The sequence below is a fragment of the Rhodobacteraceae bacterium LMO-JJ12 genome, assembly GCA_021555075.1.
Classification (GTDB): domain Bacteria; phylum Pseudomonadota; class Alphaproteobacteria; order Rhodobacterales; family Rhodobacteraceae; genus JAKGBX01.
Window position 1 is genome coordinate 2,281,253 of record JAKGBX010000001.1, and the last position, 12,220, is coordinate 2,293,472.

The 12,220-nt window shown below is 59.5% G+C and carries 12 protein-coding genes; 4 read left to right on the forward strand and 8 right to left on the reverse strand.

Going from position 1 to position 12,220, the window contains the following annotated elements:
- Positions 1 to 14: 14 nt before the first annotated feature.
- From LZG00_10950 to LZG00_10960, 3 genes are all read right to left on the reverse strand, one after another.
- A complete protein-coding gene (locus tag LZG00_10950) occupies positions 15 to 155 on the reverse strand; it encodes a hypothetical protein (GenBank protein ID MCF3594519.1) in 141 nt (46 codons plus the stop codon).
- Between the two features lie 214 nt (positions 156 to 369).
- Positions 370 to 822, reverse strand: coding sequence for a DUF6497 family protein (locus LZG00_10955; GenBank protein MCF3594520.1), 453 nt, complete (start codon positions 820 to 822; stop codon positions 370 to 372).
- A gap of 10 nt (positions 823 to 832) precedes the next feature.
- Complete coding sequence (locus LZG00_10960; protein MCF3594521.1) at positions 833 to 2,365, reverse strand: acyl-CoA carboxylase subunit beta; 1,533 nt, start codon at positions 2,363 to 2,365, stop codon at positions 833 to 835.
- A gap of 263 nt (positions 2,366 to 2,628) precedes the next feature.
- On the opposite strand from LZG00_10960, the gene LZG00_10965 reads away from it, so the two are divergent.
- The 3 genes from LZG00_10965 (at position 2,629) to LZG00_10975 (ending at position 6,301) form a co-directional block, all read left to right on the forward strand.
- Positions 2,629 to 3,849, forward strand: a complete 1,221-nt coding sequence (locus tag LZG00_10965; protein ID MCF3594522.1) for a multidrug effflux MFS transporter — start codon at positions 2,629 to 2,631, stop codon at positions 3,847 to 3,849.
- Positions 3,850 to 4,084: 235 nt separating this feature from the next.
- On the forward strand, positions 4,085 to 5,497 hold the full coding sequence (locus LZG00_10970; GenBank protein MCF3594523.1) for a short-chain fatty acyl-CoA regulator family protein: 1,413 nt from the start codon (positions 4,085 to 4,087) through the stop codon (positions 5,495 to 5,497).
- Positions 5,498 to 6,301: an alpha/beta hydrolase gene (locus LZG00_10975; GenBank protein ID MCF3594524.1), complete on the forward strand. Its 804-nt coding sequence runs from the start codon at positions 5,498 to 5,500 to the stop codon at positions 6,299 to 6,301. It abuts the gene before it with no gap.
- Here LZG00_10975 and LZG00_10980 read toward each other — a convergent pair whose 3' ends face one another.
- The 4 genes from LZG00_10980 to betI all read right to left on the reverse strand — a co-directional run bounded on the left by LZG00_10980 (position 6,302) and on the right by betI (position 10,494).
- Complete coding sequence (locus LZG00_10980; protein ID MCF3594525.1) at positions 6,302 to 6,541, reverse strand: DUF465 domain-containing protein; 240 nt, start codon at positions 6,539 to 6,541, stop codon at positions 6,302 to 6,304.
- A gap of 205 nt (positions 6,542 to 6,746) precedes the next feature.
- Positions 6,747 to 8,405 (reverse strand): choline dehydrogenase, encoded by a 1,659-nt coding sequence (gene betA / locus LZG00_10985; GenBank protein ID MCF3594526.1) that lies wholly within the window; start codon positions 8,403 to 8,405, stop codon positions 6,747 to 6,749.
- Entirely contained in the window at positions 8,405 to 9,913 is a 1,509-nt protein-coding gene (gene betC / locus LZG00_10990) for a choline-sulfatase (GenBank protein MCF3594527.1), read from the reverse strand. The genes betA and betC overlap by 1 nt, the downstream gene beginning before the upstream one ends.
- A complete protein-coding gene (gene betI / locus LZG00_10995; protein ID MCF3594528.1) occupies positions 9,910 to 10,494 on the reverse strand; it encodes a transcriptional regulator BetI in 585 nt (194 codons plus the stop codon). The genes betC and betI overlap by 4 nt, the downstream gene beginning before the upstream one ends.
- A 94-nt stretch (positions 10,495 to 10,588) precedes the next feature.
- Here betI and LZG00_11000 point away from each other — a divergent pair, with 94 nt between their 5' ends.
- A complete protein-coding gene (locus LZG00_11000) occupies positions 10,589 to 11,527 on the forward strand; it encodes a choline ABC transporter substrate-binding protein (protein MCF3594529.1) in 939 nt (312 codons plus the stop codon).
- A gap of 61 nt (positions 11,528 to 11,588) precedes the next feature.
- Here the strand turns inward: LZG00_11000 and LZG00_11005 are convergent, their stop codons facing one another.
- On the reverse strand, positions 11,589 to 12,218 hold the full coding sequence (locus tag LZG00_11005) for a glutathione S-transferase family protein (GenBank protein ID MCF3594530.1): 630 nt from the start codon (positions 12,216 to 12,218) through the stop codon (positions 11,589 to 11,591).
- Positions 12,219 to 12,220 lie beyond the last annotated feature (2 nt).

The following is a 12,220-nucleotide window of genomic DNA, read 5'->3' on the forward strand; positions in this document are numbered from 1 at the left end:
GTCCCGCAATGGTCTTACTTGTATTTGCCGGTGTAAACCGGCTCGGTCGAGATCGGCTCGGGGTCGACCACGACGTATTCTTGTTCCGGCTGTGCGCAAGCAACAACGAAGGTTGCGAGGCAGAGGGCCAGAACGCTCTTAACGGCTTTCGACATCTGTTTCTCCTGTCTCTAGTTTTGGACAGTTCCGGGGTTTTACGCCCTTCCTGCCCCTCGTACGAGGTAAGCGTCCCGGAAAGGACACTCGGCCGCAACATATCGGAATCAGGGAGAAAATGATACTTGTCCACAAGCATACACACAGGCTGTGACTCCAAAGCATCAACCCGCCCGGCAGGTGAAGTCCGTGCCGCAAGATATAGTATATGCATCAGAAATCCCCCCAGATACAGGTGCCGTTTTCGACGCTGTAGGACTCGAAAAACTGGGTGGTTTCGGGGTCGGCGACGCCAAACTCGCTGGGTCTATCAGCAATGGAAATCACGATGACATCGACTCCATCGGGAGTCACCGCGACATGCGGCAACGCATAGTCACGGCAAAGCACATCCATATCTTTCAGGCGCGATTCGTAATCCGGCGCGCCCTCGCCCACCAACCCGGGTGCAACGAAACGAAACCGCGCATAGGTCAGCGTACCATCCGGCTTGATATCGAGGAAGCTCTCAAGCAATTCTGCCTTCACCCCCGAGGGCAGCTCCGGCACCGGGAAGTCCTCTTGGGCGGCAGCGCCTGCACCTGCGGCCAATGCCAGCAGCATCGCGCCCCAGAGTGGGCGCGTGCAGGAGAAACCCCGATGGGTTGTGACTGCGCTGGACGGCATGATCCTCACCTCAGAGCGGGATATTATTGTGCTTTTTCCACGGGTTCTTGAGCTTCTTGTTGCGCAGGCTCGCAAAGGCCCGGGCAACACGCTTGCGGGTGCCATGTGGCATGATCACCTCGTCGATAAAGCCACGCTCGGCCGCGACGAAGGGGTTGGCGAAGCGGGCTTCGTAGTCCTCGGCGTGCTTGGCGATCTTGTCAGGATCATTCAAATCGGCACGGTGGATGATCTCGGTCGCGCCCTTGGCCCCCATCACGGCGATCTCGGCGGTGGGCCAGGCATAGTTGAAATCGCCGCGCAGATGCTTGGACGCCATCACGTCATAGGCGCCGCCATAAGCCTTGCGGGTGATCACCGTGACCTTGGGCACCGTCGCCTCGCCATAGGCAAACAGAAGCTTGGCGCCATGCTTGATCACGCCGCCATATTCCTGGCTGGTGCCGGGCAGGAAGCCGGGCACGTCGACAAAGGTCAGGATCGGAATTTCGAAGGCATCACAGAACCTTACAAAGCGTGCAGCCTTGCGCGAACTGTCGATATCAAGACATCCGGCCAACACCATCGGCTGGTTGGCGACAACGCCGACGCTCTGGCCTTCGACACGGATGAAACCGGTAATGATGTTCTTGGCAAAGTCTTCCTGAATCTCGTAAAAATCGCCCTCATCCGCGACTTTGTTGATCAGCTCCTTCATGTCGTAGGGCGTGTTGGCGTTTTGCGGGATCAGGGTATCAAGGCTGTGATCGAGCCGGTCAGGCGCGTCGAAAAAGGGCCGGACGGGTGGCTTTTCACGGTTGTTGAGCGGCAGGAAATCAACCAGACGGCGGACCTCGGCCATGGCTTCGACATCGTTCTCGAACGCGCCGTCAGCAACGGAGGATTTGCGCGTGTGGGTGCTTGCCCCGCCCAATTCCTCGGCCGTAACCACTTCATTGGTCACGGTTTTTACCACGTCGGGCCCAGTGACGAACATGTAGGAGGTGTCTTTGACCATGAAGATAAAGTCGGTCATCGCGGGGGAATAGACCGCGCCGCCGGCACAGGGCCCCATGATGACGGAAATCTGCGGCACCACGCCGCTGGCCATGATGTTGCGTTGGAACACGTCGGCATAGCCTGCGAGAGAGGCCACGCCCTCCTGAATGCGCGCACCGCCCGAATCGTTGAGCCCGATCACAGGCGCGCCGTTTTGCACCGCCATATCCATGACCTTGCAGATCTTCTGAGCGTGGGTTTCAGAGAGCGAGCCGCCGAAAACGGTGAAATCCTGAGAGAACACATAGACCATGCGGCCGTTGATCGTGCCCCAGCCGGTAACCACACCATCGCCTGCATGCTTTTGTTTTTCCATACCAAAATCGGTACAGCGGTGGCTGACGAACATGTCGAATTCTTCAAAACTGTCCTCGTCGAGCAAAAGCTCGATGCGTTCGCGCGCGGTCAGTTTGCCCTTGGAATGCTGAGCCTCGATCCGCTTCTCGCCACCACCCAGGCGCGCCACCTTGCGACGGCTGTCGAGTTCTTGAAGAATGTCTTTCATGGGAGTCCCCTGATCATGCCGGTTTGAGGCAGCATATCCTTTGAATCAGGTGTGCGGAAGTAAATTTCGGCTAATTTGCAAAGTTCCGAAAATCAAATGGTTGCTAACTGCAAACTTGCTAAGTGCCGTTACGGCACTTTCATCTTTGCGGGCCGCCTCTGGCAATCCGGCGGGGAAGCTGCTCAAGTTGCCTTTCCTGGTGACAGGGCTTGGCAAAGCTACACGGCCCTACCCTTGTAACGCAACATATTGAAGAAGTCTTTATGGCACCGCACCGCCCTTCCCGTTTTCTCGACAAGACCAGCCCGCCGCATATTGCCACGCTGGTGGTGTTGACGGGGCTTTCGGCGCTGTCGATGAATCTGTTTCTACCCAGCCTTCCGGGTATGGCCGAATACTTCAATACGACCGCCTCTGTGATGAGCCTGTCTGTTGGGGTTTATCTGTTCATCAATGCCGTATTACAGCTGGTAATCGGGCCGATCTCGGACAAGTTCGGACGGCGGAGGGTGATCCTGGCGGGTCTGTTAATTTATCTCGTGGCCACTTTGGGCTGCATCTTTGCCCCGAACGTCGTCGTTTTCCTGGCCTTTCGGATGCTACAGGCGGCGGTCGCCGTCGCCATGGTTCTGAGCCGCGCGGTGGTGCGCGACACGACCCCGGCAGAGGAAGCGGGTGCCAAGATCGCCTATGTCACCATGGGCATGTCGCTGGTGCCGATGATCGGCCCGGCGATCGGCGGCTATTTGGAAGAAAGCTTTGGCTGGCACGCAAATTTCTGGCTGCTGTTTGGCCTTGGAGTTGTCATTCTGGCGCTAAGCTGGAGCGACTTGGGCGAAACGGCACAGCCCAGCGACTTTACCATGAGCCAACAGTTTCGCGAGGCTGGTGGTTTGCTGAAAAGTCCGCGTTTCTGGGGGTATAGCCTCTCTGTGGCCTGCTCCAGCGGGGCCTTTTTCGCCTATCTCGGGGGGGCGCCTTTCGTGGCGGAAAGCCTTTTTGGGCTCACACCGCAGGAATTGGGCCTCTATTTTGCAACGCCGGGGATTGGCTATTTCGTCGGCAATTTTCTGGCCGCGCGCTACTCAACGCGGATCGGGATGAACCGGATGATCCTTTGGGGGTTGATCCTCTCGATTAGCGCGGCGACGTTTTCGCTTGTCATGTCATACGCTGCGTTACAGACACCTATGAGCTTTTTTGCGGCGATGATCCCCGTGGGAATTGGCAACGGGCTGACCATTCCGAACGGCACGTCGGGGCAGCTTTCGGTGCGCCCGCATCTCGCGGGCACGGCGGCAGGACTGGGCGGCGCGATATCGCTTGGCGGTGGTGCTGGGCTGTCAGCGCTGGCGGGGATGTTGCTTGAGGGTGGGCAAAGTGATGCACCGTTGGCGTGGATCATGACGTTGTCGCTGGCCGGTGGCGTGGTTTCAATCCTGCTTGTCATGCGACGCGAAAAGCGGCTTGGCATGGGGTTTTGAGCGTGCGTTAACTTTCTGAGATTGTTGCGAATCAAGCTAAATTCGGGGGGGTGACTCGCGGCTGACATCCGGCTGCTGCGCGGCTGCCGTCTGAGTAGGGTTTTCGCGGCGCGCAGGCAGAGGCCAATTGTTACAGCAGCGTGCGTTGCGCGGCCCATCGGGCTTTGCAAACCAAGGGATTTGCAATATTCAGTTTGCAGTTATGCAGTGCAATTGCGAAGGCGCCGGAGACACTATGGCCAATCCGAAAATCTATGCCGGTGCGAAACTGCGCGAAACGCGCCGCCGTCTTGGGCTGACCCAGAAGGATTTCGCCGCCAAGCTGGGGATCTCGCTGCCCTATCTCAACCAGATGGAAAACAACAAGCGCCCGGTCAGCACCACAGTTGTTTTGGCGCTGGCGCAGGAATTCGGCTTTGACGTGACCGAGTTGAGTTCGGGCGACAGTGAACGGCTGGTGTCGGACATGCGCGAGGCGATGGCCGACCCGGTGTTTGCCGACGACCCGCCGCCGCTGGCCGATCTGCGGCTTACCGCATCCAACGCGCCGGGGCTGGCGCGCGCGTTTCTCGAACTGCACCGCGCCTACCGGCAGACCCACGAGAGGCTGGCCAGTCTGGATGAAGCGCTTGGGCGCGAGGATTCGCGCACCTCGGAATCTTCGAGGCTGGCCAGCCCATGGGATGAGGTGCGCGATTTCTTCCACTATTGCGACAATTACATTGATGCGGTTGATCGCGCCGCCGAGCACTTTGCCAGCGGTGCGGAGCGCGCCGGGATCGGGGCGCTGGCGCATCGCAGCCTGACCAGCGAAGGCATTCGCATTCAGGAAAGCGACACCTCGATGCTGCGCCGCTTTGATCCCGAGGCGCGGCTGTTGGTCCTGTCGGCGCGCACCACGCCGGAAACCCGAACCTTTCAGCTTTTGTTGCAACTGGCGTTGTTGAAACAGGATGCGTTGCTGGAGGCGACGCTTGATCTGGCGCGGTTTCAAACAGACGAGGCGCGCGCCATCGCCAAGATCGGGCTGGCCAATTATTTCGCCGGTGCGGCGCTGATGCCTTATGGCAAATTCCACGCGGCGGCGCATGAGACGCGCCACGATCTTGAACGGCTGGCGCAGCGATTTGGCGCCTCGATCGAACAGGTGGCACATCGCTTGAGCACGTTGCAACGGCCCGGCGCCAAGGGCATTCCGTTCTTTTTTGTGCGGGTGGATCAGGCGGGCACGATCACCAAGCGGCACTCGGCCACGCGGTTGCAATTCGCGCGGTTCGGCGGCGCGTGCCCGCTGTGGAATGTGCATCGTGCATTCGAGACGCCGGGGCGGTTCTTGCGTCAGTTAGCCGAAACGCCGGATGGGGTACGCTATATCTCGATTGCGCGCGATGTGTCGAAACCGGGCGGCTCTTATGGGGCGCCGGTGCGTCGCTTTGCCATTGGTCTGGGATGTGAGGTGGCGCATGCGGGCAGCATTGTCTATGCCGACGGGTTGGATGTGAGCGAGCGGCAAAGCTTTGAGCCGATTGGCATTTCCTGCCGGATATGTGAGCGGGTGAATTGCCATCAACGCTCGGTTCCACCGCTGGAACGACGGCTGAGCATCGACGCCAATGCGCGCGGCGTTCTGCCTTACGAGGTGGGATAGATGCTGAAAATCCTGGCCCTTCTGAGTGTGGTCTCACTGGGCGGGTTGTTCGCGTTTGACCGGATTGAGCGCGAATTGGTCTATCCGTTTAATTCCACACAAGTTGACCCGGTGGCGATGGGTCTGCCGCTGCGCGCCGAGGTGTTTGAAAGCGGCGGTCAAAAGCTGATCCTGTGGGTGGCAGAGGCGAAACCGGGCAAGCCGGTGATCCTCTATTTTCATGGCAATGCTGGTAATCTGGCGGCGCGCGCGGGGCGATTTTCGCGGTTTGTCGCGCGGGGGTATGGCGTGGTTGCGCTGGCTTATCGCGGCTCGTCAGGGTCGAGCGGCACACCATCGGAAACCGCGCTGGCGTTTGATGCCGGGCGGCTTTTTGCGCGGGTCGAGGATTATGCAGGGGCGGCGCCGGTGGTGATCTATGGCGAAAGTCTCGGCACTGGCGTGGCGCTGGCGGCGGTGAGCCGGGTGGGCAAGCAACCGGCCGCTGTCGTGCTGGAAGCGCCGTTTACTTCGGTGCGCGCCGTGGCACTGGCGGCTTACCCGCAGCTTGAACCGCTGATCGGGCGGATGAAAAGCGAATGGAACTCTCTGGAGCGGATCAAGGTGTTGCGCGCGCCGCTCTTGATCCTGCACGGCAGTGATGACGCGCTTATTCCAATAGAGCAAGGGCGGCAGCTTTTCGCCGCCGCCCCGTCAAAGTCCAAGGACTTCCTGACTGTCAAAGGCGGGCATCACACCGATCTGTGGCGTTCGGATGTGCTGCCGCGTTTGTGGCAGTTTATCGAGCGTGTCGGCACGCCATGATCATTCTTCGCTGAGCAGCGCGTAGATCTGATCTTTCAGGGCGGCACGTTTCTTGCGCATTTCGACTTCGGCCAGATCCTCGACCGGTTCGACATTGGTTTCGGCCCGGTGTACGGCGCGGTTGATCTCGTGATATTCATCAGCGAGCTTGGCGAAATGAGGGCTATTGGCCTTTAAAGCGGCCATCTTTTTCGCGTGTTCAGGGAACTCTTCGTTCAGTTCGTGAGGGGTGTGACCCATGCGCCTGTCTCCTGTAGGGTTTTTGTTGCGACTGAGGTTAGACCGAGTAAAGACCCACGAGCCTTGATTAGGATCAAACCGGATGCAGTATCAGAGATAGGAATGCGGGTTGATAAGTCACGTGCCGGGTTGCAGATTTCTTCTTTCTGGCTGTCGTATCATTCGGGCGGCTTTCTTTGATGTGATGGGCGAAAACAGCCCCCTCTTAGCGTTGTGCAACCTGCCAGTTGGGATGAATCCACGGCTGATCGTTTGACGGGGCCAGGGGCGCGCGGCCAAGAATATGATCCGCCGCCTTCTCCCCCACCATGATCGACGGGCCGTTGAGATTGCCGTTGGTGATGCGCGGGAAAATCGAGCTGTCGGCGACGCGCAAGGCCTCGACGCCGATCACCCGGCATTCGGGGTCGACCACGGCCATGGAATCATCGGCGCGCCCCATCTTGCAGGTGCCGCAGGGGTGATAGGCGCTTTCGGCGTGGTCGCGCAGGAAATCATCAATCGCCGCGTCAGAGGTGACATCGGCGCCGGGTTGAATTTCGTGGCGCACGTGGGGTTTGAACGCGTCTTGTTGAAAAATCTCGCGGGTGAGGCGAATGACGCGCCGGAAATCGACCCAGTCAGACTCCTCGCTCATATAGTTGAACTGAATGCGCGGTGCTTCGCCTGGGTCGGGTGAACGCAGGGTCACAGCCCCGCGCGAGGCCGCGCGCATCGGGCCGACATGGGCCTGAAAGCCATGCCCCTCTGCCGCTGCTTTGCCGTCATAACGCACGGCGAAGGGCAGGAAATGGAACTGAATATCGGGGTATTCGACGCCTGCGGCGGAACGGATGAAGCCGCAGGATTCAAAATTGTTGGTCGCGCCTAGGCCGGTCCTGGTAAACAACCATTGCGCGCCGATCAGCCCTTTGGAGAACAGGTTCCAATGCTTGTAGAGCGTGATCGGCTGAAGTGCGGCCAGTTGGAAGTAAACTTCGAGATGGTCCTGAAGATTGGCGCCGACGCCGGGGCGATCGGCCAGCACCTCGATGCCATGGTCGGCCAGATGCGCGCCGGGGCCGATACCTGATAGCATCAACAGTTTGGGGGAGTTGAAGGCAGAGGCCGCCACGATCACCTCGGCATTCGCACGAATGATCTGATGCTTGCCACCGCGCAGGATTTCCACGCCCGTTGCGCGCCCATCTTCAATCACGATGCGGGTGGCAAGCCCGCGCACCACGGCGCAGTTGTCGCGCTTTAACGCCGGTTTGAGATAGGCATTGGCCGCAGACCAGCGCCGCCCTTTCCAGACGGTTTGCTCGAACGGGCCAAAGCCCTCTTGTTGCTGACCGTTATAATCCTCGGTCACGGGGTAGCCCGCTTGCCGCCCCGCCTCGACAAAAGCGTGATAGAGCGGGTTCTTGCGTGGCCCGCGGGTGATGTGGAGCGGGCCATCATGGCCGCGCCATGAGGCGTCGCCGCCATGCCCTCCGTCATGCCAGCTTTCCATGCGTTTGAAATAGGGCAGCACATCGGCAAAGCCCCAGCCATCCGCGCCGCTCTCAACCCAATGATCGTAGTCGCGCGCATGGCCGCGCACGTATACCATGCCGTTGATCGAGCTTGAGCCACCGATCACCTTGCCGCGTGGCGCCACCAATTGTCGCCCGCCAAGGCCCGGCTCGGGTTCGCTCATATAGCCCCAGTCATAGCGCGTCATGTTCATCGGATAAGACAGCGCGGCGGGCATTTGAATGAACGGCCCGGCATCAGTTCCGCCATGTTCGATCACCAGAACCGAATGCCCGGCTTCGGCCAGACGATAGGCAATGGCGCACCCGGCGCTGCCTGCGCCCACGATCACGTAATCGGCTTGCATCATTCCCCCCTCGGGAAGCGCTGATTGTCTTCCAGCACGTTCAAATCCATATGGTTGCGCATGTAGCGTTCGGACGCTTTCTGAAGCGGCTGATAATCCCAAGGGTAATAGCCGCCCTGTCTGAGCGCCTCGTAAACCACCCAGCGACGGGCTTGGGAGGCGCGCACGTCGGCATCAAAGGCGGCAAGATCCCAACGGGCTTCGGCTTTGGCCTGCAATTGCGCCAATGTACCGGCGTGGGCTGGCACCTCGGCCAGATTGGTCAACTCGTGCGGATCGGTCTCAAGATCAAACAGTTGATCGGGGTCAAGCGTGCAGCGGTTGAACTTCCACTTGCCATAGCGCAGCGACACCATCGGCGCATAGGACGCCTCGGCGGCGTATTCCATCGCGACGGGTTCTGAACGCGCACCGCCCTGCCCCAATGGCACCAGAGTTTGGCCGCTGGTCCATGGCGCAACCTCCTCCATACTGACGCCTGCGAGATCGCAAAGCGTCGGGCAAACGTCGATATTTGAGACTGGCGTTGTCACCAACCCCGGCGTCATGTCGGGAGATGAGATCATCAGCGGCACGCGGGCCGATCCCTCATAAAAGCTCATCTTGAACCAGAGACCACGCTCGCCCAGCATGTCGCCGTGATCGGAGACAAAAAGGATGATTGCCTCTTGTCGGGTTGCCTCAAGGGCGTGAAGCACTTCGCCGATCTTGTCGTCGAGATAAGAGATATTGGCGAAATAGGCGCGGCGCGAGCGGGCGACCATTTCGGGTGTCAGATCGTAAGAGCGCCAATCGTTGGCATCGAAAATGCGCTTGGAATGGGGGTCGTGTTCGTCATAAGGTATTGGATTAATTTCGGGCTGCAAATGATTGCAATCCTCATATAAATCCCAATATTTCTTGCGTGCCACATAGGGATCATGCGGGTGGGTGAAGCTGACCGTGAGCGCCCATGGGCGGTCGTCATGGCCCCGGCCCAGATCATAGATTTTGCGGGTGGCGTGATAGGCCACCTCGTCATCATATTCGAGTTGGTTGGTGATTTCGGCCACGCCCGCGCCGGTCACGCTTCCAAGGTTGTGATACCACCATTCGATCCGCTCGCCCGGCTTGCGATAATCCGGGGTCCAGCCGAAATCGGGCGGGTAAACATCAGTGGTCAGGCGTTCTTCGAACCCGTGCAGTTGATCGGGGCCGACGAAGTGCATCTTGCCCGAGAGGCAGGTTTGATAGCCCGCGCGGCGCAGGTGGTGGGCGTAGGTCGGGATTGACGAAGCGAACTCGGCGGCGTTGTCATAAACGCCCGTCTGGCTGGGTAATTGGCCCGTCATAAAGGCGGCGCGGCCCGGCGCACAAAGCGGGCTGGCGGTATAGGCGTTTTGAAACCGGGTTGAGCGCGCGGCGAGTTTGCGCAGGTTCGGCACATGCAGCCAATCGACCGGGCCATCGGGGAAGAGCGTGCCGTTCAGTTGATCGACCATGAAGATCAGGATGTTGGGTTTACTCATGATGCGCCCTGCCCGGTTTCAAGTTCGATGCAGCGGCGCAATTGCGCCACGGCGGCGGCATTGTCGGGCTGGCCCTGGCCCAGGGTCTGGCGAATATATACGCCGTCGATCAGGGCCGCGACGCGGTCGGCCACCTCTTCGGCGCGATTTCCCACCAAGGCACGCAGCGGATGAACAAGGTTGGAGCGCAAGCGACGGTGATAGACATTGAGCAGGCGGCGCGCCTCATCGGAGGTTTGCGCCAGCACATAGAAATTGAGCCAACCCGCGACCGTGTCGGCGCGAAAGTTCCGCTCGGAAAACGAGGCGCGCACAACCGCCTCAACCCGCGCCAGGGGGTCATCGGCCATGGCCAGCGCACCGCGCACTTCGGCGGCGTAAACCCCCATTACATAGCGCATGGCGGCGACAAATATCTGCTCCTTGCCGCCAAAGTAATGATGCGCCAGCGCGCTTGACATACCGGCGCGGCGCGCGATCTGGCTGACCGTGACATCAAGCGTGCCATGTGCGCCGATTTCCGCAATCGTTGCTTTCACTAACGCTTCGCGTCGAATAGGCTCCATCCCGAGCTTGGGCATGGCATTCTCCAGAATTCACTTGCCCCGAGACCATGTTTTGTTTTTATTGACTCGTCAATCAAGAAAAACACGAAGACCAACCGGGAGACTTCAAATGACCTTCAAGACTTCAATTTCCGCTCTGGCGTTGGCCGTGGCGTTCGCAGGCCCGGCTCTGGCTGAAAGCCATGCGGCCTGTGGCAAAGTCATCTTTTCGGATGTTGGCTGGACCGACATCACCGCGACAACCGCCGCCACGACGGTGGTTCTGGATGCGCTTGGCTATGAGACCGACATCAAGGTTCTGTCGGTACCGGTGACCTATCGCGCCATGGCCGATGGCGATGTCGATGTGTTCCTTGGCAACTGGATGCCAACGATGGAGGCCGATATTGCGCCTTATCGCGAAGCCAAAACCGTCGACACCGTGCGCACCAACCTTGAAGGCGCGAAATATACGCTGGCCGGGAACAAGGCCGCGACCGAGATGGGGATCAAGGATTTTGCCGATATTGCCAAGCACAAGGATGCGCTGGACGGCAAGATTTACGGCATTGAGCCGGGCAATGACGGTAACCGTCTGATCCAGTCGATGATCGACGAGGATGCGTTCGGTCTCAAAGGCATGGAAGTGGCGGAAAGCAGCGAGCAAGGCATGCTGGCGCAGGTTGAACGCGCCACCAAGAAAGGCGAGCCGATTGTCTTCCTTGGTTGGGAACCACACCCGATGAACGCCAATTTCGAGATGGGCTATCTGACAGGGGGCGATGATTACTTCGGTCCCAACCTTGGCGGTGCCACCGTTCTGACCAACACCCGCGCGGGCTATGTTGATGAGTGCAAGAATGTCGGCAAATTGCTGGGCAATCTCGAATTCACGCTGGCCATGGAAAACGAGATCATGGGCGCGATCCTGAACGATGGTGAAGATGCGCAGGATGCTGCCGCCGCGTGGCTCAAGGCCAACCCGGATGCCTATATGGGCTGGCTCGACGGTGTGACCACGATGGACGGTGGCGACGCTGTTGCTGCTGTGAAGGCGGCGCTGGAGTAAGGTTGCGCGATTGCAAAAGGATGCCCCCTGCCGGATGGCCGGGGGCGTTTCGCCAAAAGGGTCAGGTCTGTTGCGGGACCAACGCATCGTCCTTGGCGCGCGCGGATCGGGCCGCAGGGCGCTCCGCCAGACGTGCGGCGTATTCAGCAAACCCCGGACGAGCGGGCATGGTATCATATTGCAGACCCCATTGAATTTGCGTTCCGATATAGACATCCGCCGCGCTAAACCGCGCGCCCGTCACATAGTCGCGCCCGTCCTCAAACAGGGTTGCCAGCGCATTGATAACGTCTTCAACACCGCGGCCATAGCCCGCCCGGCGGCTGGCCATTGGATCATCGGGCAAATGAAAGCCAAAAGAGTGATTGATAATGGCCGCCTCAACCGGCCCCGCGACAAAGAACAGCCAGCGATAGAAATCAGCGCGCTCATCTGCGTTTGGTGCCAACCCGGCCTCGGGGAAGGCCTCGGCCAGATAGGCGCAGATCGCGGCGCATTCGGTCACCACATGGCCGTTGTGCACGATCGCGGGAACCTTGCCCATCGGGTTGATCCTGAGAAAATCGGGGGATTTCATCTCGGTATCGTATTGAACGATATAGGTGTCATAGGGTTGCCCGATCTCTTCGAGCATCCAGCGCACGATACGACCGCGCGACATGGGGTTGGTATAAAATACAAGATCACTCATCA